Origin of the sequence: Chamaesiphon minutus PCC 6605 (genome assembly GCF_000317145.1) — a bacterium.
Classification (GTDB): Bacteria; Cyanobacteriota; Cyanobacteriia; order Cyanobacteriales; family Chamaesiphonaceae; genus Chamaesiphon; species Chamaesiphon minutus.
Map to the genome: position 1 here is coordinate 5,122,501 of NC_019697.1, position 22,093 is coordinate 5,144,593.

General features: G+C 45.9%; 18 protein-coding genes. 11 read left to right on the forward strand and 7 right to left on the reverse strand.

Translation table 11 applies throughout. The annotated features are described in order from the left end of the window. Positions 1–146 precede the first annotated feature (146 nt). The 3 genes from CHA6605_RS23395 (at position 147) to CHA6605_RS23405 (ending at position 3,091) form a co-directional block, all read left to right on the forward strand. Entirely contained in the window at positions 147–1,520 is a 1,374-nt protein-coding gene (locus CHA6605_RS23395) for an IS4 family transposase (RefSeq protein WP_015158054.1), read from the forward strand. Between the two features lie 132 nt (positions 1,521–1,652). Beyond that, positions 1,653–2,195 carry a hypothetical protein gene (locus tag CHA6605_RS23400; RefSeq protein ID WP_015161846.1) on the forward strand — a complete coding sequence of 181 codons (543 nt, stop codon included), beginning with the start codon at positions 1,653–1,655 and terminating at the stop codon, positions 2,193–2,195. Beyond that, positions 2,162–3,091, forward strand: coding sequence for a hypothetical protein (locus CHA6605_RS23405; protein ID WP_015161847.1), 930 nt, complete (start codon positions 2,162–2,164; stop codon positions 3,089–3,091). Before CHA6605_RS23400 ends, CHA6605_RS23405 begins: the two co-directional genes overlap by 34 nt. Here the strand turns inward: CHA6605_RS23405 and CHA6605_RS23410 are convergent. Next, positions 3,078–3,458, reverse strand: coding sequence for a hypothetical protein (locus tag CHA6605_RS23410; RefSeq protein WP_015161848.1), 381 nt, complete (start codon positions 3,456–3,458; stop codon positions 3,078–3,080). The genes CHA6605_RS23405 and CHA6605_RS23410 overlap by 14 nt on opposite strands. Before the next feature lie 42 nt (positions 3,459–3,500). Beyond that, entirely contained in the window at positions 3,501–4,514 is a 1,014-nt protein-coding gene (locus CHA6605_RS23415) for a hypothetical protein (RefSeq protein ID WP_157260084.1), read from the reverse strand. 497 nt (positions 4,515–5,011) lie between these two features. On the opposite strand from CHA6605_RS23415, the gene CHA6605_RS23420 reads away from it, so the two are divergent. The 4 genes from CHA6605_RS23420 to CHA6605_RS23435 all read left to right on the forward strand — a co-directional run bounded on the left by CHA6605_RS23420 (position 5,012) and on the right by CHA6605_RS23435 (position 8,027). Continuing rightward, the gene (locus tag CHA6605_RS23420) at positions 5,012–5,662 is read left to right on the forward strand and encodes an alpha/beta hydrolase (RefSeq protein ID WP_015161850.1); all 651 of its coding nucleotides are present in this window, start codon (positions 5,012–5,014) and stop codon (positions 5,660–5,662) included. A gap of 104 nt (positions 5,663–5,766) precedes the next feature. Next, on the forward strand, positions 5,767–5,982 hold the full coding sequence (gene isiD / locus CHA6605_RS23425; RefSeq protein ID WP_015161851.1) for a protein IsiD: 216 nt from the start codon (positions 5,767–5,769) through the stop codon (positions 5,980–5,982). A 220-nt stretch (positions 5,983–6,202) separates the two neighbouring features. Next, positions 6,203–7,390, forward strand: coding sequence for a bifunctional phosphopantothenoylcysteine decarboxylase/phosphopantothenate--cysteine ligase CoaBC (coaBC, locus tag CHA6605_RS23430; RefSeq protein WP_015161852.1), 1,188 nt, complete (start codon positions 6,203–6,205; stop codon positions 7,388–7,390). A 142-nt stretch (positions 7,391–7,532) separates the two neighbouring features. Beyond that, positions 7,533–8,027, forward strand: coding sequence for a GAF domain-containing protein (locus CHA6605_RS23435; RefSeq protein WP_015161853.1), 495 nt, complete (start codon positions 7,533–7,535; stop codon positions 8,025–8,027). Positions 8,028–8,196: 169 nt separating this feature from the next. Here the strand turns inward: CHA6605_RS23435 and CHA6605_RS23440 are convergent, their stop codons facing one another. The 3 genes from CHA6605_RS23440 to CHA6605_RS23450 form a co-directional block, all read right to left on the reverse strand. Next, on the reverse strand, positions 8,197–8,811 hold the full coding sequence (locus tag CHA6605_RS23440; RefSeq protein ID WP_015161855.1) for a cytochrome c oxidase subunit 3: 615 nt from the start codon (positions 8,809–8,811) through the stop codon (positions 8,197–8,199). A 116-nt stretch (positions 8,812–8,927) separates the two neighbouring features. After that, on the reverse strand, positions 8,928–10,583 hold the full coding sequence (gene ctaD, locus CHA6605_RS23445; RefSeq protein ID WP_015161856.1) for a cytochrome c oxidase subunit I: 1,656 nt from the start codon (positions 10,581–10,583) through the stop codon (positions 8,928–8,930). A 208-nt stretch (positions 10,584–10,791) separates the two neighbouring features. Further along, the gene (locus CHA6605_RS23450) at positions 10,792–11,823 is read right to left on the reverse strand and encodes a cytochrome c oxidase subunit II (protein WP_015161857.1); all 1,032 of its coding nucleotides are present in this window, start codon (positions 11,821–11,823) and stop codon (positions 10,792–10,794) included. 562 nt (positions 11,824–12,385) lie between these two features. Between CHA6605_RS23450 and CHA6605_RS23455 the strand changes: the two genes are divergently transcribed. The 3 genes from CHA6605_RS23455 (at position 12,386) to CHA6605_RS23465 (ending at position 15,242) form a co-directional block, all read left to right on the forward strand. Beyond that, positions 12,386–13,345, forward strand: a complete 960-nt coding sequence (locus CHA6605_RS23455) for a COX15/CtaA family protein (protein WP_015161858.1) — start codon at positions 12,386–12,388, stop codon at positions 13,343–13,345. A gap of 66 nt (positions 13,346–13,411) precedes the next feature. After that, on the forward strand, positions 13,412–14,356 hold the full coding sequence (locus CHA6605_RS23460; protein WP_015161859.1) for a heme o synthase: 945 nt from the start codon (positions 13,412–13,414) through the stop codon (positions 14,354–14,356). A 385-nt stretch (positions 14,357–14,741) separates the two neighbouring features. Further along, positions 14,742–15,242, forward strand: a complete 501-nt coding sequence (locus tag CHA6605_RS23465; RefSeq protein WP_015161860.1) for an NADAR family protein — start codon at positions 14,742–14,744, stop codon at positions 15,240–15,242. 42 nt (positions 15,243–15,284) lie between these two features. On the opposite strand, the gene CHA6605_RS23470 is transcribed toward CHA6605_RS23465, so the two are convergent. Together CHA6605_RS23470 and groL are read right to left on the reverse strand one after the other, a co-directional pair. After that, positions 15,285–15,788, reverse strand: a complete 504-nt coding sequence (locus CHA6605_RS23470; protein WP_015161861.1) for a DoxX family protein — start codon at positions 15,786–15,788, stop codon at positions 15,285–15,287. A gap of 184 nt (positions 15,789–15,972) precedes the next feature. Beyond that, positions 15,973–17,649 carry a chaperonin GroEL gene (groL, locus tag CHA6605_RS23475; RefSeq protein ID WP_015161862.1) on the reverse strand — a complete coding sequence of 559 codons (1,677 nt, stop codon included), beginning with the start codon at positions 17,647–17,649 and terminating at the stop codon, positions 15,973–15,975. A 474-nt stretch (positions 17,650–18,123) separates the two neighbouring features. On the opposite strand from groL, the gene CHA6605_RS23480 reads away from it, so the two are divergent. Beyond that, entirely contained in the window at positions 18,124–22,038 is a 3,915-nt protein-coding gene (locus CHA6605_RS23480; RefSeq protein ID WP_015161863.1) for a WD40 repeat domain-containing protein, read from the forward strand. Positions 22,039–22,093: the final 55 nt, after the last annotated feature.

A 22,093-nucleotide genomic window follows, 5' to 3' on the forward strand; every position in this document is an offset into this window, starting at 1 on the left:
CGCGTTGCCGGAGCCTCGCCGCTAGCGATACGCATTAGTGCTTTTAGGCCATTCGTGACAAGTTAAGAAAATCAGAGATTTGTCAAAAGGGTAATAAAAAGATGCCAAACTGTTTCTAGTCAAGAGTTTGAGGGAATAGAGGCCTGATGACCAGCCGCCGAAGAAGTAACCGCGACCACGCCAAAAAGAACCACCAACCAGGTGTGGAAGATGAGATCATCGCCGCTCAAGTAGAGGCTTTATTGACACCAGCAATTTTCAATCAAAGTCATTACTACCGACAATTAGGGCTGAGAAATCGGCTGTTAAATTTACCCTTGATGATGGCAGCAGTGCTGACGCTACTGTGGCGGAATGTGCCAGGAGTCAGAGAACTAAGCCGAATGTTAGGGCGAGAAGGATTTTTGTGGTGTGAGCCAACACAAGTAAGTCAACAGGCGATTGCACAAAGATTTCTGACCTTTCCATCTGAGTTATTTGAGAGAGTGTTTAAGGAATTACTGCCAGAATTTAGAGTGAAGTGGCACCAGAGAAAACAGCGATTGTTGCCACAAAGCATTGAATTTGCTCAAGCAAAATTTGAGCGGATTTGGGCATGTGATGGCTCCACATTGGAAGCGATATTCAAGAAATTAGATAGCTTATCTGATGTGCCAATCGGACAACTAGCGGGAAAAATGGGAGTAGTCATAGATTTGGTGACGAGATTGCCGATTGAAATCTGGTTTAGAGAAAATCCCAAAGCTTCAGATGTTAATTTTGAGAAAGATATCCTGAATTTAGTAACATCGGGCACTTTATTGCTCTTGGATCGAGGCTTCTATCATTTCCAATTTTGGCAAGAATTAATTAACAGAGATATTCATTTTATTACTCGATTAAAAAAAGGTGCATCGCTACAGATAGAGCGAGTATTTAGCAATAGTTATAGTATCCGTGACCGAATAGTGCGGATGGGGTCTGGCACCAAAAAGACTCCATATATAACTGTAAGATTAGTCGAAATTAAAGTGGGTAAAGTCTGGTATTCTTATCTAACTAGTGTACTCGACCCATTGAATCTTCCTCCCTATGTAGTCGCCGATTTGTACGGAAGACGGTGGCGAATTGAAGAGGCTTTTAATACTGTTAAACGATTGCTCGGGTTGAGTTATTTATGGACTGGTTCAGTTAATGGAATTAAATTACAGATGTGGGGGACTTGGCTGTTTTATGCAGTTCTAGTCGATTTAGGTGATGCTGTAGCTGATGAATTATCTCTCCCATTCGACCGCATTTCTTTAGAGATGATTTATCGAGGTCTTTATCACTTTCATGTAGCTCATCATAAAGGTTTAGCTGCCAATCCAGTCACCTATTTTGCTGCCCCAGAGAATCAAGATTTAGGTATTGTTAAAACTGTTCGTAAACCTAATGTTAAGTTAATTATTGCACCTTTTCCTGATTCTATGAGTCGAACAGACAATTTTTTCTTCGACTCATCGCCTCAAGCCCGCTTGACAAGTGCGATCGCTTCTTAACTTGTCACTAATGCTTTTAGGCAGTTATTTGTGGCGACTATTATATAGGCGGCATAAGTTAAGATACCTATTTAATTCCCCATTGCAATCCTCTGTCTTTCAGAGAGAGGTAATTATCAATTATTAAAAAATATGTCATTCTTGAGACAGCCATTAATTTTGGCAGATGTGGCTCCAAATGTTGGTTACACCAGAAATTTTGAGTACTGCATCAAAATTACTAACTTAAATAAGTATCCTAACTATCTATTGTTCGCGCAAATTAGATCGCCGACATCTAAGCCTGGTGCTTATGTGCAAATTCAGGCCGATCGATGTCTGCTGGTTGATGGTTATCGACCGAGCGTGAGTATTGCAGCCATCGCTAAAAGTAGCGTAAAAAAAAGTGATTTAGCTAAGAATGATTTAGGCACAATTCTCAAAAATAATAAGCTGCAAAAATCATTAATTGCAGGTACTCCGAGTATCGATCGACCATTTTCTGTGCCAATTATTAATAATGGTAAGAAGATCGAAGCTAGCTTTGAGATTCAATCGCTCGATCGGCAGGGTTTAAAGTTAGTAAGAGTGCCAGAATCGACACAAATTCTTAATCTGCTATTGTTCCCGACGATCGGTATTGCAATTTTAGGATGGATTGTATGGAAACGTCAGCACAAAGCAGTCAATCGATGAATTGGACAATTTGGGGTGGCGCGATTATTTTGGTGAGTGGATTGAGTGCGATCGCTTTTCCATTAACTACTTATGCCGTGACATTAGCTACTTTTGGGATCGCACATGTGGCGATTGAATTGAGATATATCGACAGTCAATTTCACGATCGATTAGACTCCAAAATCGAGATTCAGTTAGTTTCATTGCTACTGTCGATCGCCATTTTACGTTGTTGTGGGATCTTTAGGACAATCGAGCCAAGTATCGCTCATTTACTCGAACTTGGGTGTGGATTGGGATTGGTATTAATTGTTACCCATCAACTGTGGATGAATGATTGGAAGAGAGGCTTAATCGGCATTATGGTTGCTTGCTTGCTAGGAGTTGGAATTGTCCGAGATCCGATTGTCACTTCGGTCATTTTTGCGATCGTTCACAACCTTACTCCCATCGGATTCATCCTCCAACGTCAAGAATTAAAATCTAAGCGCACGTTGTGGTTGTGTGGATTATTATTTGGTTTAATACCACTATTAATTCTGCTCTATCAGTTTTTTCCACTCGTCCATCTACCAGTAGAAACAAATTCAATTTATCTCAGTGCCTTTATCGCTCCAGCTTGGCAACAATTGTCGATCGCCTATCCACTTTTTTCCGCAGTCGCTTTTCTTCAGTGTCTGCATTATGCAGTTGTAATTGGTTTGTTTTCAGGTTGGACGCCCACACAAACCGATTCATTTATCTCGTGGTTAGCTCCTAAATACTTTTACTTATCTGTAGGGATGGTTTCGGTAATTTTTCTAATCGCGTTTGGGCATTCATTTGTCCTCACTCGTGCCTTTTATGGCGTTGTAGCTAGCATTCATGCTTGGCTGGAGATACCTTTATTAATTATGCTTACTAGTCGAAAGTAGTATTTAAAAAGCACACGCCAAATAGGTAAGAGGCTAGATTAGCCATTAAGGATATACTCATACCCGCTAGCCAGGAGTACTTCATCACCCATTTATAGATCGAACCTTCGGCGATAACTACGGGGACTTCAAGTAATAATGCTAGATTGTTATATCGATCGTCTGACGATCTATCGCCATTGATAGTCGGTAAGAGATCGTTAAATACTTTCCATAAAATTGGATGAGTTATCAAGGTACTAGCCGCAGCAACGATCGCCAGCAGTCGCCATTCTAAATTGCGAAATTTACCCCAAGTACTCACGATCGTAGCCTCGATCGCGATCGAAATAAGTAGGGTAATAAATTCTAGTGAGTCGAATGACATTATCGCTTTTTTATGCTAAACAGGGTTAATTTAGCTGTTCACTTATTGAGGAGAGTTACGGTATGTTAGTGCCATTTTTTTGAACTTTGGTAAATATGTTTCTGCTTGTTTATCACCGACAATACCGATAAGAACTACATATCCTCCGCGTTCGGGAAACAGCATGACCTGATATAATTTCAATGCTGACTTTGATTGTCGATCGCGACCGTTGGCAACTATTTCCCAACCGGATAAATTATCGATCGAGATCTTCTTAGTTGAAGTAACTCTGGTAATATCGGTTTGGGGATAATTTGACAATCGACGAGTTGCAAAAGATTTGCGATCGACAACTGGCACGATCGCCACCGATGGGGTAACAATAAATAATGGATCGGTGGGATTTGTGAGGGGTAAATTACCATCTTTGGTAAATGCAGCTACTTTACCCAGTCCCGTTGCCGCAGCTACTGGAGTTAAACCTGCTACCTCTGTAATGCTAAAAGGCAATGAGGATGCAGCAGGTGGAGTGGAAGACGAGCTAGCAGTTACCGCTAGTAACGCTTGTTTGAGCGGCTCGCTGAATTTTGCCGTATTTTTATCTAAAAAAGTTGCCGTGACTAGGCTGGTGTTTTGCTCGTCGCCAAATACTAATACCCATTTTAGAAATTTTTCGCCATAAGCTGATTGAGAAATTTGCACCAATAATCCAGGCTGGTTATCGATTTTAATCGATTCTTTGGAGATTAAAGATATGCCTCTAGTTGCTAAAGTATCTTTATTAAATCCTTTTGTTACGGCTGAAAATGGCCCCGGAATTTTCGTCAATACGATCGAAGAGTTGGTTTCAGTTTGCTCGAATCCATGAAATGCTGTCGCTTTTGTAAAGCCGCTCGGCTGGGGAAGTACTAATCCGACTTCGGGAAAAGTAACTAGGGTCTTCGGCTGTTGGGCTTGCAGCCACCGACTTTGAAATTGATTTCCGGTTGGACTAATTACAGTTTCTGCCATGCTTGAAATATGCGTGCCGATGAGCGACACGAGCGCGATCGCAATTGCTAACTGATATTTCATTGAAATAGGGGCAAAACTATTATTAACCCAGTATACGATCTGGCGGTGGCTTCGATCGAATCCAAAACTCCGGATGTATACATTCGAGCGAATCAATTGTGACATGTCATTCCTCAACCCCGCTAACAATCTGTAGGGGTGCCCCTTGTGGGTACCCGCTATCGATGCGGGGTAAGTACGAGGCCTTAACCCTACAGATTTTTGGTACGATTGACGATCGATCCTGTTAGGTATCGCATTACGCTCTCCCCAACCTACATCTGCTATCTCCGTTTCTGCACCGCCCTCAAATGAATTTGCGGTGCGCGCATCTCCTATCGGAGACGCTCGGCGAACGTCGGGAAACCTGACGGTTTGCGACTGAAATCACGCGGAGCTAACCTCCGCATGTGTTTCAGTCAAGACAGCGCAACAAGACAGGGGCTAAGAGCATAAGTCCATTGAAATGGACTGACGGAAATCTATTCCAAAATTAACCAAAACTATCTATTTCCCTGATGACTCAAATCGAAGCAAACAGTCCACTCGACATTATGTTCGTTCCCGCTCGCACCGATGCGCCGATAGGTACGATCGTGGTGTTACATGGTTGGGGTGCCAATCATGACGATTTGGGCGAACTCGTACCATATTTTAAGCTACCGGAATATCAGTTTCTGTTTCCTAATGGTATCTTCGACCACGAATATAGCGACGAGGGGAAGATGTGGTATTCATTTACAGGTGCGGGACAGTTAAACGATCGCAGCCTCACTCAGTTAGCTACTAGTCGTGAAGTTTTGACTGCCTGGATTCAGTCGCTTCCAGATAGCACGGGAATTCCGCTCGATCGCACTTGGATTGCGGGTTTCTCTCAGGGTGGGGCGATGACACTGGATATCGGCCTAGATTTGCCTGTAGCAGGTCTAATCGTGCTCAGTGGCTACTTACATCAAAATCGGCAACAGCCTCCTGCTGCGCCTTCTGTCCTCATCATTCATGGCAGACAAGATGATGTCGTCCCGATTTCGGCGGCGCGCCAAGGGCGGGAAGTACTGACTCAGTGGGGAGTTAATGTCCGGTACCAAGAGTTTGACATGGGACACTCGATCGTACCAGAAGTTTTAGATGTAGTAAGAAATTTTGTTACGGATCGACCAACTTTATGAACAATTTTGTTAATCCGGACTCGATCGATGGGTAATAATAACTAATAAGGCTAAGATTAAAGATAACTACCGAACTTTACCCAAATTGCGAGGAGGTTTTACCTATGACCGCGATCGAGATGTCCAAACGGAATCATATCCCCAATTTGACGACAGAAGAAGTAGAAGAACTAGCACTGCGATTGGAAAGCGATGATTATCGCAATCCTTTTGATGGATTGCAAGACTGGCATTTCTTGCGAGCGATCGCTTTTCAGCGTCCAGAGTTAGTGGAACCATACATTCATTTGCTCGATTTAGAAGCATATGATGAAGCTTAATCTAGCGTCTATAAATAATAGGATTTAGGCAAGCAGACATCTGTAGGGGCAGTGCCTCATGCCTTCATCTCATCAAAATGTAGGGTGGGCACCGCCCACCATCTCCACTCGCACGGATATGGCGACTAGGAAAGCAAAAATACCTGAATTTTCTAGTTAGACATAAAACTATAGATTGATGGGCAATGCCCACCCTACTAAATTCTGAATTTTCTCATACATGAAAGTTTTAATTGGCATTGGGGGTGGGATTGCCGCATATAAAGTATGTGAAATAATTTCCAGTTTATTTAAGACTGGAATCGAACTCAAAGTTATCCTCACAGCAGGTGGCGAGCAATTTATTACACCATTGACGGTAGCAACATTATCCCGTCATCCGGCGTATACGGATCGCGATTTTTGGCAACCGCTCCATCACCGTCCGCTGCATATCGAATTGGGTGAATGGGCAGATTTATTAGTAATTGCGCCGCTGACGGCAAATACTTTAGGCAAACTCGCGCAGGGATTAGCCGATAATTTATTAACTAATACAGTTTTAGCTTCTACTTGTCCGATATTACTCGCTCCTGCCATGAATACAGAAATGTGGAATCAAGTGGCGGTGCAGCGAAATTGGCAACTATTAGGTCAAGATCCTCGCTATCATGTGGCTGGAGCTGGCGTAGGCTTGCTGGCTTGCGATCGCGTCGGCATGGGCAGAATGGCGGAGCCTGAAGAGATCCTACCCTACATTCATTCTTTGCTACATACTGGCGGCAAGCGCGATCTCACGGGTAAACGAGTGCTCGTCAGTACGGGAGGAACGCGCGAATTTTTCGATCCCGTTCGCTTTATCGGCAACCCTGCCACTGGCAAAATGGGACTCGCGCTGGCGCAAGCCGCAGCACATCGCGGCGGGATCGTTACTTTAGTTCATAGTACGCTGCCAGATGTGGCAATCGATCGGCGCATTCAGCTAATACAGGCGATCGATAGTGCCATGATGCAGCAGCAGATGGTGGCACATTTTGCGACAGCAGATCTAGTGCTGATGTCAGCCGCAGTTGCCGATGTGAAGCCTGCTCATTATAGCGACCAAAAATTACCAAAAAAACTCCTGCCTACCAATCTGGAATTAGCTCCAGTCCCAGATATTATTGCCGAGTTGAGTAAGTTAAAACAACCTCATCAAAAACTAATCGGATTTGCCGCGCAGACTGGTGATATTATCACCCCCGCACTAGAGAAATTACAGCGCAAAAATTTGGACGCGATCGTTACTAATCCAGTAGACTTACCAGATAGTGGCTTTGGCAGCGATCGCAATCAAGCAGTTATGCTCAAACGCAGCGGCGATCGGCTCGATATTTCCCCCTGCGCTAAACTAGAGATGGCGCATCAAATTCTCGACGGCATCTTTTAAAAGTGGCTGTTAAATCTCTAACAATATCCATGTCGAGCGGCGCGCGTGCTTCATTAGTAATGAAGTATGACGCGCTAATTTTTAACGTTGATGACTACTCCGATCGATCGCGAGACGATTGACAACACTCCGCAGGCAAGTTATGTCCGATCCAGCACTACAAATAATTTTCACTCGATTATCGCGCGATCTAGCTAGAGATACGCTCATCCAAACAACTACTAACGAACTCCGAACCGCACTCACTGCCGATCGAGTGGTTTTGTACTATTTTTACTATAAATGGTCGGGACGAGTCACTTTTGAGTCATTGAGCGATCGTCAATTTTCGATTTTGGGTTCGACTGGACCCGATGGCTGTTTTAATGGTGAGTACGCCAAACTCTATGAAGAGGGTAGGGTGCGGGCGATTCCTGATATCGAGTCAGAACCGATTGCACCTTGTCATCGCGAGCATCTCCAACAGCTCCAAGTCAAAGCCAATCTCGTGGTACCTATTGTCATCGATCGCGGCTTGTGGGGATTATTGGTAGCTCATCATTGCCGCTCTATCTATCATTGGAGTGCCGAGGAGATCGTACTGATGCAAACAGCCGCTAGTAAGCTAGCCATAGTACCGAGTATTTATCATAGCTAACGTCAATTCTGATTAAATAATCAACAGCGAATTGATGGCATGGCGACTGAAGTTCAATTGAATCTAGTGTCGATCGATACGATGGAAGAGAATCCAGCAATGCCTCAATCAAACACAAAATCGCGGGACTTAATACCCCGCGATCGTATATTTTCAGAAATTGAGATCTTCAAATTAGATATAACAGAATAAACAAGATAATCCAAATTACATCGACAAAGTGCCAATAGATTTCGGCAGCTTCGACACCGAAATGATTGTTGGTACCGTAATGTTTGGGTTTCATCGATCGCCATAGTACCGATAAAATCAACAGTACGCCGACGGTAACGTGCAAGCCGTGAAAGCCAGTCAAAATATAGAAAGTACTGGCAAACAAATTAGTCCGCAGTCCAAATCCTAGATGGCTATATTCATACAACTGTCCGCCTAAAAAAACAATGCCCATTAAGGCAGTAAGTCCAAACCACAATTGCAAACCTTTAACGTCATTTTTTTTGATTGCGGTATCGGCTTGATGGATGACTAAGCTACTAGCAATCAGGATGACTGTATTTATCCCAGGCAGCAGTAATTCGAGCTTGGGCGTGCCCGCTGGCGGCCATTCTGGTGCCATCGCCCGAAATGCTCCATAAGCGACAAATAGACCCAGGAAAATCATGCCTTCTGCGACGAGAAAGACGATTAGCCCAAAGATCCGAAAGTCGGGATGCGCTTCGTGATGGCTATCATGGGTCGCGCTTTCAATATTAATTTGCGTTTGGTCGGAAATAGATCCTTGCATGTTAGGGGATAGGGGATAGGGGATAGGGGATAGGGGATAAACCTATATATCCAAGTGGAGTAGCTAAGTAGATGGTAGACATTACCCACCATCTACTCGCTAGGCAGTATTAATAACTAAACATTGGTAAATACCTTGGGTGGTTCTTCAACTCGCTCGGTATCCCCATAATCGTAAGGGCCTGTCGTTAGTACTGGTAAAACTTCAAAGTTCTCGATTTCTGGTGGTGAAGTAGTTTGCCACTCTAGAGTCAGAGCATTCCAAGGATTATTACCAGCTTTCTCGCCTTTGTATGCACACCAAATTGCGTTGACCAAGAAGGGTACAGTGGAGATTGCCAGCACGTAACTACCGTAGGTACAGATTTGATTCAAACCTTGGAATTCGGGCGCGTACATGGCAATCCGGCGCGGCATCCCTTGCAAGCCGAGGATGTGCATAGGCAAGAAGGTAACGTTAAAACCGATATAAGTAAGGGCGAAGTGAATTTTACCCCAAGTATCGTTGATATGGCGTCCGGTGACTTTAGGGAACCAGTGATAGATGCCCGTGTAAATGCCGAAGACGCTACCACCGAATAAGACGTAGTGCAAGTGAGCGACGACGAAATAGGTATCGTGAACGTGGATATCAAATGGAACTGCGGCCAGCATGACTCCGGTAATCCCACCGATAACGAAGGTGGAGATAAAGCCCATCGCGAACAGCATCGGCGTATTGAGCGTGATTTTACCGCCCCACATCGTTGCCAACCAACCAAAGATTTTAATCCCTGTCGGTACGGCAATTACCATGGTGGTGATCATGAAAAACATCCGCAACCAGGGCGGCGTACCGCTGGTAAACATGTGGTGCGCCCAGACAATCAAGCCCAAAAAGCTAATTGCCATACTAGAATACGCGATCGCGCCGTAACCGAAAACAGGTTTGCGACAATGCACGGGAATTACTTCCGAAATCACCCCAAAGAAGGGTAATACCATGATGTATACCGCAGGGTGTGAGTAGAACCAGAACATGTGCTGGTAAACTACTGGCTCGCCGCCACCTGTCGGATTGAAAAAGGAGGTGCCAGCCAGGAGGTCGAAGGATAATAAAATCAGCGCGCCAGCGAGTACAGGCGTCGCAATTATCATCAATGCCGAAGTTGCCAACATCGCCCAACAAAATAAGGGCATTTGCATCATGGCCATGCTAGGAATGCGCATCTTCAGAATCGTGGTGAAGAAATTAATCCCCCCCAAAATCGAAGAAGTTCCGAGCAGTAACAGACTCATAATCCAAATTCCTTCGCCTACTTTACCTGTCAGTAAACTCAGCGGTGGATATGAAGTCCAACCAGCTTGGGCTGGTCCTAAAAAGAAGCTAGCAATCAACAATAAACCTGTCGGTGGAATAATCCAAAAGGCTACGGCATTGAGCTTGGGAAATGCCATATCGCGTGCGCCAATCATTAGCGGCAATAGATAGTTGGCAAATGCACCCGTTCCGGCTGGTACGATCCACAGGAAGATCATGATCGTCCCGTGCATGGTGAACATACTATTATAAGTAGCAGGATCGACTAAATCTGGGTCGGGAGTAGCTAGTTCTGTCCGAATTGCTTCGGCTAACAAACCACCGATAATATAGAAGATAAAGCCAGTGACAAAGTACTGGATACCAATCACTTTGTGATCGGTACTAAATGTAAAATAATCTTGCCATCTGCGCGGATTATGAACTACATCATCCTCGGCTGGCTGGGTGGGAATTGATAATTCTGCTGTCATCGTCTAGGGATGGGGATAGGGGATAGGGAATAGACCCGTAGATCTATCTGGAGTAACGTGTCGGGTGAGCCATTCCCACCAGTACAGTGAAAATAGCGTGTAGGGTGGGCAGTGCCCACCAACTAATCGTTCCAGAGCCATTAGGATGGCAGTTTCCACCAGCTAAGTTTGCTGTGTGTACGTATTTACTCACTCAACCTAGTAATTGCTATTTGGTGGCAGAGGCGATCGAGGACATATTCATGTCATGGTGAAGGTGGTTTATCATTTCTGGCTGTACTCCCATTTCTTTAGCATAAGGAGCTAAGTATTTACCAGCAGACATATTTGCCGGATTCATGGCAATTGTCTGTTTGACGATGTCTGCTTGTGCTTGGGTTGATTGTTGCTGGCTAGCAATCCAGGCGTCATACTCTTCGGGAGTATGTACGACCATCTGCGTTACCATCGAACCATGATAGCCACCACAGAGTTCGGCACAGCGGAGGGGATAGGTACCAACTTTGTTGCTAGTAAAGCGCAGCTCGGTCTGAGTACCAGGAATTACGTCCTGTTTGAGTCGCAATTGGGGAATCCAGACAGCGTGGATCACGTCTTGAGCGTTCATATTCAGTTGAACTTCTTTACCCACGGGGATATGTAGTTCGCCCGAAGTGATATTTGCATCGGGATAGGTAAAGATCCAGGCGTATTGGAGTCCGAGGACGTTGACATTGACAGCAGCAGGCTTACCTTGATTTGCGGGAGAAGCACCGACACCAATTGCGGCTATCAGCTTGCTAGCATCCGGCATACCAGCCATGCTTGCATCCATAGTTGCTGCCATCGCACTACCTTTACCGCTAGGCATACTGTGCATCGCATGGGCACCATTGGCTTCAGGATCGAAACCACCCATTTCATTATAAATTTCAAAACTATAAATCGAAATCCATAAGACGATCGCGGCAGGAATTGCCGTCCAGAGTATTTCTAATGGTACGTTACCTTCGATCGCAGCTCCATCGCCGAGTTCGCCAGGTCTGCGCCGAAACTTGATGGCAGAATATACCAATACTCCTTGAACTAGCAAAAATAGCCCGACGGAAATGGTCATCATGGCATTGAACAAGCCATCGATGTGCGCGGCTTCTTCGGAAGCAGCTACAGGCATCAGTCCGTGATTCTGTCCATACCAGAGACTAACTAAGGTTAGTCCTATACCCAGCAGGAGCGTAATGATTGAGCTAGGAATATTCATCGATTATTTTGAGGATGGAAAGGTGGTGGAATCGGGAGCGTAACTTGGTTCGCTCGATCTTTGAGATCGAGACTATGTCAGCTTGTGGGATCGAATCGAAATTCTCGATTCTGTCAATGAAGTGGCGCAGTGCCGATCGAACCAGGTGTTAAGGGTTTTTAAGATTAAAAATTTAGTATAGATACTTATGATAATGGCGATCTGAAAGTGCGGGCAGTTACGTTTACCACCTTTACTAAGGTACCGTAGGCAATTAGAGCGATCGGTACTTATTTGCATTTCTTCAGATTTTCTTTGGGATCTGGCAAAGTCATCATCTCAGTAATAAATGTTTAAGATTTTTAGTCCCACAGATCTTTAACACTTTCTTTGGGATCTAACTGTTTTGCGAACCAAATTGGCTCAGAGACTAGGTTTGCTCTATTGAATAGTAGTATTTACCCGATCGAACTCGCGGTTAACACCCTCGCAGCCACTAGGTATTAATGCTAGGTTTGAGATCGATCTAGCTAGTCTAGCCAACAGTAGTTCAAATAGGCAAGTAACTCGGCGATTGTCAATTATGTCAGACTCTGCACTCACTCCCCAATCTTCTGCGGGTAAAGACGAATCTCTATCCAGCCGGGAGAATAATCTGGTAATTCAAGCCCGAATGCGGCAATCGATTTGGAAGATTGCCTTTGCTACGCTATTGCTGATGGCTGTAGGTAGTGCCACCAGAGTAATGAATGCTGGATTAGCTTGCCCCGATTGGCCGTTGTGCTACGGGCAATTGGTACCGACGGCGCAAATGAATCTTCAGGTATTTTTAGAGTGGTTTCATCGCCTCGATGCAGCCTTAATCGGCTTGAGTACTTTGGGGTTAGTCGCCTCCTCTTGGTGGTTTCGCCAACAGTTGCCCCGCTGGTTACCATGGGCGAATACCTTTGCGCTGAGTCTAATTTTGCTTCAGGGTGCGTTAGGTGCCTTTACAGTGACCGAATTACTCCGCTTCGATATCGTCACCGCACACCTGGGCACCGCCTTACTATTGTTCATCACTTTACTCTCGATCGGCACCTTTCTACTCCCCCTCACCCCCTCCCCCACTCTTACCCGCTCCCCCTCTCCCCTTCTCCCCCTCACTGCTGCAATTTTCGTCTACACTCAGAGCATCCTCGGTGGTTTAGTTGGGTCTAGATGGGCACTACATCAGTGTTTTGGTAACTCCGAACTGTGTACGGTCATGAACGCTCACATCATTGGCGTAGTGCCTGCGACACTGAGCTGTATCGCGGTAGTTATCTCTGTATGGCGTAACTCAGATTCACCCAAATATTGTCAGCGGCTGGCACAAATTACAGCGGGATTACTAATCTGTCAAATCTTGCTTGGTGTTGCTACTTTTAAACTGCATCTTCAAGTCGAACCACTCACCGTACTCCATCAAACCATCGGTGCAGCTTTGCTTGGAACGTTAGTCTTACTCGCAGTATTGTCTTGGCGATTAAAGAATTATCAACAACTTGCCACTCAAGTCTAGCTAACAGCTCAAAAGTTTCACCGGTCCCATTTATACCGTCGCGGTAAACAGCCCTAATTCCCACATATGCAAGAGATTCTCAATCCATCTATCGAGAGCAAACACCAAAGTTTTCTGCAAGTTATTCAGAGTTATTACCAACTCACTAAACCCAGAATTATTCCGTTACTGCTGATTACTACCGCCGCTGCAATGTGGTTGGCTTCAGATGGTAACACCGACCCGGTCTTGTTTTTGGTCACAGTTATCGGTGGCATGTTAGCGGCAGCTTCCGCCCAAACAATGAATTGTATTTACGATCGAGATATCGATTATGCGATGGAACGGACTCGCAATCGTCCCATTCCTTCCGGTCGAGTCAAACCGCTCCATGCAGGGATTTTTGCCACAGTTTTAGCCGCATTATCATTTACAATCTTGACTGTTTTTACCAATCTTTTAGCCGCGCTGTTAGCGATGGCCGGAATTGGATTTTACATGTGGATTTATACCCACCTCCTCAAACGTCATACACCCCAAAATATCGTCATTGGTGGTGCTGCGGGTGCGATTCCTGTATTGGTTGGTTGGGCGGCAGTTACTAATAGTTTGAGTCTTGAAGCTTGGATCTTATTTACGATCGTCTTTCTCTGGACTCCGCCGCATTTTTGGGCATTGTCGTTAATGATTAAAGATGATTACGCCAAGGTCGGTATTCCGATGTTACCTGTAGTCGTCGGCGAAGCTGCCACTGCCAAACAAATCTGGATTTATACCTTATTACTAGTACCAACAACGCTATTGCTGGTATATCCATTGGGAGCTGCTGGCATCGTGTATGCTATCTCAGCTAGTGGTTTGGGCGGATTGTTTATCTATGAAGCTTGGAAATTGCTTCAAGCTCCTACCGAAAAAACTCCTGCTAAATCGATGTTTAAGTATTCGATCTTATACATGATGTTATTGTGTACGGCGATCGTCATCGACAGTTTACCTCAAACCCAATCCGCGATCGCATTGCTAATTAAATAAGTAGGCATCTGTAATAACCCAAGTTGCTAGTTATGAGTTATTGGTGAAGTTATGGGATAGAGAGTGGAGTTTGCGGGGGATTTGGATCTAGAAATGAAGCCCAGGCAACTTGTGTACACACATTAGCTCAGCAGGGGTCTGGGGGTCGTAACCCACAGCTCTAGGTCTTCCTAACACCAGAGAATCCACCATTTTACTACTCCTTAACCCATGATTGCAGCCTTTCCAGGCGGAGAAACTGACGCTATATAGGAAAATTTAGCGATCGAGAGCGCAATATTTAGGTGAAAATTGAGGGTAAGAACAGCGATATTAAATGTAGGGATAATCGATCGTCGCCCCTACCCTCTAGTATTTCAACTAAACGTGAGTGAGTCAGCATCCATTGAGAATTTACTTCTACAAGGTTAATGCGCCATACGGCTGCTTTTCCAATTTCTCGCCACACTCCATTCAGATGCCGCCAAAAACGGCAAATGAGTCAGTTAGCAAGCATTGGGCAACAGTAGAACATTACTATCAAGCGCACAAATTTTGTGGCACTAAATTTGAGTATCTAATGACGCAAATTCAAGCCGCACCTACACCAGAACAGGCGGCACAAATTGGCCGTAGCTGCCAAGAGTGCTATCATCCCGATTGGAATTTGCGCAAATGTGAAATCATGTATCGTGCCATCTGGCAAAAATTTAGCTCTCATTTAGATATTCAGCAGGTTTTACTCGCTACCTTAGATGCCGAAATCATTGAAGATTCGCCAGTAGATTACTTCTGGGGCTGTGGTACCGATCGAACTGGTCAAAATCATCTCGGCCAAATTTTGATGCGAGTTAGAGCCGATCTGCAAGCTAGGAATGCGGAAAGAACAGTCATGCCGGATGGGTAATCCTAACTGTTCGAGCAGTATTACAAGAGTAAATAAGCTCCGTCAGAAGAGCCGCGAATCGCTACCTTCTGCCTTTTGGGTTAATTCCAGCGATTTTATCCACTGCGAGGGGATCACAGATACTTGTTCTTCCAAACCATCCGTGCGCGTGTACCACCATGCCCAAGCAATCAATACCGCTTGGAGTGGCAATCTTCCCCACCGCAATGCTGAGGAATCTGGAATGTTTGGCAGATCGATTTCATTTATTGCCATGTTGATATTTGCGGGGAAAACGGCAATAAACAGCAACAATAAGCCCCAAGCAGCAGCTTGACTAACTGGCGGTACCAAAATCCCAATGCCACCTAAAATTTCAAAAAATCCGCTGATATAGACTAACTCCAGATGGTAAGGCAGATAATTGGGCACGATCTTGACAAAGGGATCGGGTACGACAAAGTGGATGATTCCCACCACAATGATGCAGATTGCTAAAATTACTCGCAGTTGTTCCTTGCGAGTAGTGGCAATTAATCTATCGGCTTGAGGTGCTTCAGGATTCATGGAGCTTAGCTGTTGGAATTCCCAGCAGTTGGATGAGTATTAGTGTCTATCGTAGAGTCGATCGCTATTTTGCCTCATCCTCATTTAGGCTGAGATTTGGCGACTTACGCGCGATTGTAAATAAAAAAAGAGGCGATCGAAATTCGATCGCCTCTTAGCTAAAAACTTAAATTGAGACTAAGGACTACATCATACCCATACCGCCCATACCACCCATACCACCCATACCGCCCATGCCGCCCATGCCGCCCATGCCGCCCATATCGGGTGCAGCAGACTTAGGTTCGGGCTTCTCGACGACGAGAGCTTCGGTCGTCAGGACTAAACCTGCAATCGAAACCGCATTTTGTAAGGACGAGCGGACGACTTTAGCCGGATCGACAATCCCCGCAGCCAGTAAGTCTTCAAAGACATTAGTCGCAGCGTTGTAACCGATATTATCGGCAGCAGCACGGACTTGTTCGACAACTACCGAGCCTTCTACCCCAGCATTATTGGCGATTTGACGCAAAGGTGCTTCGAGAGCTTTGGCAATAATCTCCGCACCGATTTTTTCCTCGGCATTAGCCAGACTAGCTTTGAATTGGGTCACTTTGTCAGAGAGGTGGATCAATGTAGTACCGCCACCAGCAACGATGCCTTCTTCTACGGCTGCTTTAGTAGCATTGAGGGCGTCTTCGATCCGCAGTTTGCGATCTTTGAGTTCGGTTTCGGTTGCCGCACCGACTTTAATTACCGCAACACCACCAGCTAATTTGGCAATCCGTTCTTGAAGTTTTTCGGTATCGTAAGCTGAATCTGTCTCAGCGAGTTGTTGCTTGAGTTGCGCGATGCGTTTTTGGAGATCGCCACTATTGCTATTGTTAGAAACGATCGTGGTGTTTTCTTTATCGATCGTGATTTTAGCGGCATTACCTAGCATTTCGAGACTAGCAGTATCCAAGCTCAGACCGATTTCTTCAGAAATCATCTGTCCGCCAGTGAGAATTGCAATGTCTTGTAACATCGCTTTACGACGATCGCCGAAGCTGGGAGCTTTAATCGCAGCAACGCTGAGAACGCCACGCGCTTTATTGACTACTAAAGTCGCTAGAGCTTCGCCTTCAAGGTCTTCAGCAATGATTAATAGGGGTTTACCCGCGCGGGCAACTTTTTCAAGAATGGGAACTAAATCTTGAATCGAATTGATTTTTTTGTCGGTAATCAGAATCAGCGCATCGTCAAATTCAACCACCATCCGCTCTTGGTCGGTAACCAAGTAAGGAGAGAGATAACCACGATCGATTTGCATCCCTTCGACTACATCCAATTCGGTAGTCAGCGATTTTGATTCTTCGACTGTAATGACGCCATCTTTGGTTACTTTGTCCATGGCAGCAGAAATCATCTCGCCGACTTCTGGATCGTTACCAGCCGAGACACTAGCCACCTGAGCGATGCCTTTACCTTCGACGGGTTTGGCTAGCTTGGCAATTTCTGCAACCAACATGGCGACAGTTTTGTCCATCCCGCGCTTGATCCCCATCGGATTGCTACCAGCAGCAACGTTTTTAAGACCTTCGCGAATCATTTCTTGCGCTAAGACGGTTGCTGTAGTGGTACCATCTCCAGCCAAATCTTTAGTTTTGGAAGCAACTTCCTGAATTAGTCTTGCCCCAGTATTTTCGAGAGGATCGGTCAATTCGATTTCTTTGGCGACGGTAATTCCATCGTTAACGATCTGCGGTGCGCCAAATTTCTTCTCTAACAGGACGTTACGTCCTTTGGGGCCTAGAGTAATCTTGACCGCATCAGCCAAGGCGTTGACACCCCGTTCGAGCGCGCGACGGGATTCTTCGTTAAACGCTATGATTTTTGCCATATTATTTTATTTTAATCATCTCTTCCAAAATTTAGCACTCTATGAGGAGGAGTGCTAAGTAAATTTCCAGCGATCTGTGTGCGGTTTCCCGAACTCTAGGCTTCAGGTTTTGGGGTGTAGGCTTTGGGTTTTAGGCTCAAGTACTGGGCAGTGTTGCTGCTTTGCTGATAAGCAAAGGACGCTCGGCATCTTACCCATTATCCACCCACCCCTGCTCTCCAATCCCCAGTCAATAAAAAACCCCTAAGTATAGTCGATCGATCTGGTATGACCGCCAACACTTAGGGATGATTGATTTGGGAGGTAACTTCAGTTGTGGAAGTTAGACCAAAAAAATCAAAAGTTGAACACACAAACACTCTGTATTTCAAATTTAACCGATCGAATGTCTAGTTAATAACTAGAAAAGTATGCAAAAAGTAGGTTAGAAGGTACGATCGCTATAATCAAGAAGTCTCAAATCGCACTTTAAGTATGGATGCCGATCGAGCTATCGCAATTATTGAAATAGTTTTGGCTCCCAAATCCTTAAATCCGGTTCAGGTTCAAATTGTCCGTGGCGCGCTCGCGGGTGAGAGCTATCAACAAATTGCTAAGGCGGCTAAAGCTAGTTCGGATAAAACTGTAAAAGCGGACGCGGCGGCACCGACTGCTAGCAGAACCTCGAAACGTTCTGGCGGAAGATATCAGACCGGATATATTCGGGAGACTGGTGCTCAGCTATGGCAGTCTTTGAGTCAAAAATTGGGTCAAAAAGTTACCAAAAAGAATTTGGCAGCAGCACTATTTTGGTATGCAAAGCAGCCGGAATTTAAGCTGGCTGAAAATAGTACCGTCCTCACCAAGACGACTACTGGCCGAGTTGAGGCAACCGCCAGCAGTATCGATCGAGAAACTGGAAGTCAATCTAGCCCCGATCGTGCCGATGACCGAACGACGAGACTTCGACTCAGCTACAGTGGCGAACTCAATGCGCCAGAGCATTTTTATGGGCGCACTGAGGAGTTGGTAACATTGACTCAATGGTGTCTTTACGACAATTGTCGGCTGATTTTTTTAGTCGGGATGGGCGGGATGGGCAAGACTACGCTGGTAAACGAGATCGCTCGTCAACTGAGTGGCTACTTTCAGTCGATCGTGTGGCGATCTTTGCTCAATCTGCCGCCAATTAAGGAACTTTGTACCGAGCTGCTTCAATGTCTGAGTCAGCAGCCGCTCCTGAATTTGCCAGACTCTTTAGACGAACAAATTGAGTTATTAATCGCGGGTCTCAAAAAAAATCGTTGTTTAATAGTCTTGGATAATGTCGAATCAATCCTGGCAGGACAAGTCGAATCCGGTCAATATTTGCCCGGTTATGAAGGTTACGATCGATTACTTAAAGCCATCGGCGAACTCTCCCACCAAAGTTGTGCGATCCTAACCAGTCGGGAAAAACCACATACGATCGCTAGGTTACAAATTGTCAATCCCCAGTCGGTGCGCTCGATGACCGTTAATGGCATGACATTGGCAGCCGGACATCAATTGCTTCAAGCTTATGGTTGTCCGCAATTACCAGAACCGATCTGGCAAGAAGTACACGCTCATTATGCTGGCAATCCTCTCGCTCTCAAAATCGCTGCTATTACCGCCGTCGAACTTACTGGTGGTGGCGAAAAAGTGTTGGAACTCTATCCACTGATGAAACAAGGTTACCTTCAGTTTCGAGACATCGACGATATTCTCTATCGTCAATTCGAGCGACTTTCGGAGACGGAACAGCAACTAGTATACTGGTTGGCGATCGAGCGCGAACCCGTGACTGGGGCAGAATTACGCTCGAATTCGATCCTAAATACCAAGATGCCGGGAGAGATTATTAATGCGCTCCAGTCGTTATCGCGTCGTTGTATTACGGTCTATGAAGATCGAAATTGGTCGATTCAGCCAGTGATGACTACTTATGTGACTAGTCGATCGATCGATCGATTTGTAGGCGAACTCTTACCACCAGATCCGACCGAGCCACCTGTAATGGATCTCCTGCACCAATTTTGTCATCTCAATACATACGCAATTATTAAGGCGCAAGCTAAAGATTATCTCCGCATCGCCCAGATTCAATCGATCTTGCGCCCGATTGTCGATCGATTACTCGATATTTGGCCGAGTCGAGCCGCTCTGGAAAATCGCCTGGGGCAGATTTTAAATCTATGGCGCACTCTAGACCCGATTCCCCCTGGCTATCTGGCCGGAAATATCCTTAACTTAGCGATCGAATTAGCGACCGATCGATTTGCTAGAGATGGCACCCATCGTCTAGATGGGACACACAGTAATTGTTACGGCCAGACACCCACACTCAAAAACTTAGACTGCTCCTTGTTGCCAATTCGATCGGCTTATCTCGCCGATGTCAATCTCCATCAGGTCGATTTTACCGCAGCGATCTTCGATCGTTGTGTGTTTACTCAGGCATTTGGGGGAATTTTTATGGCAATCTACCATCCGGCTGGCGAGTTACTAGCCACTGGCGATACCAATGGGGATGTTTCGCTATGGCAGATTGCTGACGGCCAAAGGGTAGCAATTTTTCAAGGCCACAGTAATTGGACTCGCGCCTTAGCTTTTAGCTGTGATGGTAAAATTTTGGCCAGTGCTAGTGAGGATCGCACGGTTAGATTGTGGGATGTTCAAACCAATCGGCAGATAGCAACAATCGGGCCACATACTCACACTTTTCGGGGAATGAAGTTTAGTCGCGATGGCCGCCAATTGGCGATCGGTTGCGATGATTGTCAGATTCGGATCTACAATCTGCCTGGATTGCTGGCAGATCCAACAGCCACTAATGTAGATCGTCATTGCCATCAATTATTACCGAGACATAGCAATTGGGTATTTTCGGTCGCCTACAGTCCCGATGAGAGCCGACTGGCGAGTGCTAGTGCTGACGGTACCGTGAGGATTTGGGATCTGGCAACTGGTGAGTGCTTGCAGACTCTCCCCCACGAACACTGGGCGATTCGGACGCTGTTTGCTCCAGACGGTCGATACTTGGTTGTCAGTGGCATGTCACCAACTATCTATGTTTGGGATACGATTTCGGGAGAGCCGATCGCTACTTTAAACGGACATCGAGATTGGATTTGGTCGATTGAAATGAGTGCTGATGGTCGCACGCTCTTTAGTACTGGTGAAGATCGGACGATCCGCGTGTGGGATCTCAACACAGGCGATTGTCAGACTGTCTTGCGCGGTCATCAACAACGAATTTGGAGTATTTCGCTCTCGCCGGACGGACGGCATCTAGTCAGCGGTAGCGAGGATCGGTCGATCGAGATTTGGGATCTTCAGTCCGGGAAATGTGTCAAAACTATTAATGGTTACAGTAACTCGATTAAAGCGATCGCCTTCGTACCCGCTCGAGATTGGTTGGCTAGCTGTCATCGCGATTGCACGATTCGGCTGTGGAATCTGCAACACCTGGTTTGCATTCAGACCTTAACCGGACATACCGATGCCGTGCTGACGATCGCCATTAGTCCCGATGGTCGCTATTTGGCTAGTAGTAGCCTCGATCGCACGATTAGACTTTGGGATTTACAAAATCTGACCTGTTGCCACACGATCGAGACTTTGGCAGAAGGCGTCTGTACGCTAGCATTTAGCCCCGATGGTTGTCAGTTAATTGCTGGTAATTATCAAGCCGAGTTACAGATTTGGGATCTCACCATCGAAGATCGCCACGGCTCGACGGCAGCTCATCCTCGCGCCCGGATCGGTCACCCCAAAAGGATCGAAGCAGTTGCAGTTTGTCAGGTAAATCGCACGATCGCGACTGCGTGTGAAAATAACATTAGGATTTGGGATCTCCAGACAGGCGAATGTTTGCACACCATCATCGCCCACTATCTCAACATTCTAACTGTGGCTTTTAGCCCCGACGGACGATACCTAGCTACTGGCGGTATGGACAAAACATTAAAAGTTTGGGATACCAGTAATTTGGAGTGCCTACACACTCTAAATATGCACCAGAGCTGGATTACAACTGTGGCCTTTAGTCCGACGCCAATCGTCTCACCCACATCGAGCGATTATCACTTAATCGTCGGTAGTGGCGATCGATTGATGACCCGCTGGAATATTACCACAGGCGAATGTCTCCAAACCTACACCGGACACACCAACTGGGTTTGGTCGCTCGCTTACAGTCCCGACGGCTTGACAATCGCCAGCGCGGGAGAAGACGAAACAATCAAAATCTGGGATGTCAGTGGCGAGCGATCTCCCCACACGCTCCGGCTCCAACGTCCATATGAAGATACTATTATTACCGGAGCCACCGGATTGCCGATCGGACAAAGACAGACACTGAAATTGTTAGGCGCGATCGACGATTAGGACGGAGACGGGGAGTAGATGGGTGAGGGAACGCAATTCAAAACCTAATCCCCGA

What these genes read in the sequence shown, in the direction of transcription:
- CHA6605_RS23470 (WP_015161861.1), bottom strand. Translation starts at nt 15,788, where the DNA reads ATGAATCCTGAAGCACCTCAAGCCGATAGATTAATTGCCACTACTCGC.
- coaBC (WP_015161852.1), top strand. Translation starts at nt 6,203, where the DNA reads ATGAAAGTTTTAATTGGCATTGGGGGTGGGATTGCCGCATATAAAGTA.
- CHA6605_RS23395 (WP_015158054.1), top strand. Translation starts at nt 147, where the DNA reads ATGACCAGCCGCCGAAGAAGTAACCGCGACCACGCCAAAAAGAACCAC.
- CHA6605_RS23405 (WP_015161847.1), top strand. Translation starts at nt 2,162, where the DNA reads ATGGAAACGTCAGCACAAAGCAGTCAATCGATGAATTGGACAATTTGG.
- groL (WP_015161862.1), bottom strand. Translation starts at nt 17,649, where the DNA reads ATGGCAAAAATCATAGCGTTTAACGAAGAATCCCGTCGCGCGCTCGAA.
- CHA6605_RS23415 (WP_157260084.1), bottom strand. Translation starts at nt 4,514, where the DNA reads ATGAAATATCAGTTAGCAATTGCGATCGCGCTCGTGTCGCTCATCGGC.
- CHA6605_RS23450 (WP_015161857.1), bottom strand. Translation starts at nt 11,823, where the DNA reads ATGAATATTCCTAGCTCAATCATTACGCTCCTGCTGGGTATAGGACTA.
- CHA6605_RS23400 (WP_015161846.1), top strand. Translation starts at nt 1,653, where the DNA reads ATGTCATTCTTGAGACAGCCATTAATTTTGGCAGATGTGGCTCCAAAT.
- CHA6605_RS23455 (WP_015161858.1), top strand. Translation starts at nt 12,386, where the DNA reads ATGTCAGACTCTGCACTCACTCCCCAATCTTCTGCGGGTAAAGACGAA.
- CHA6605_RS23440 (WP_015161855.1), bottom strand. Translation starts at nt 8,811, where the DNA reads ATGCAAGGATCTATTTCCGACCAAACGCAAATTAATATTGAAAGCGCG.
- isiD (WP_015161851.1), top strand. Translation starts at nt 5,767, where the DNA reads ATGACCGCGATCGAGATGTCCAAACGGAATCATATCCCCAATTTGACG.
- CHA6605_RS23435 (WP_015161853.1), top strand. Translation starts at nt 7,533, where the DNA reads ATGTCCGATCCAGCACTACAAATAATTTTCACTCGATTATCGCGCGAT.
- CHA6605_RS23460 (WP_015161859.1), top strand. Translation starts at nt 13,412, where the DNA reads ATGCAAGAGATTCTCAATCCATCTATCGAGAGCAAACACCAAAGTTTT.
- CHA6605_RS23480 (WP_015161863.1), top strand. Translation starts at nt 18,124, where the DNA reads ATGGATGCCGATCGAGCTATCGCAATTATTGAAATAGTTTTGGCTCCC.
- CHA6605_RS23420 (WP_015161850.1), top strand. Translation starts at nt 5,012, where the DNA reads ATGACTCAAATCGAAGCAAACAGTCCACTCGACATTATGTTCGTTCCC.
- ctaD (WP_015161856.1), bottom strand. Translation starts at nt 10,583, where the DNA reads ATGACAGCAGAATTATCAATTCCCACCCAGCCAGCCGAGGATGATGTA.
- CHA6605_RS23410 (WP_015161848.1), bottom strand. Translation starts at nt 3,458, where the DNA reads ATGTCATTCGACTCACTAGAATTTATTACCCTACTTATTTCGATCGCG.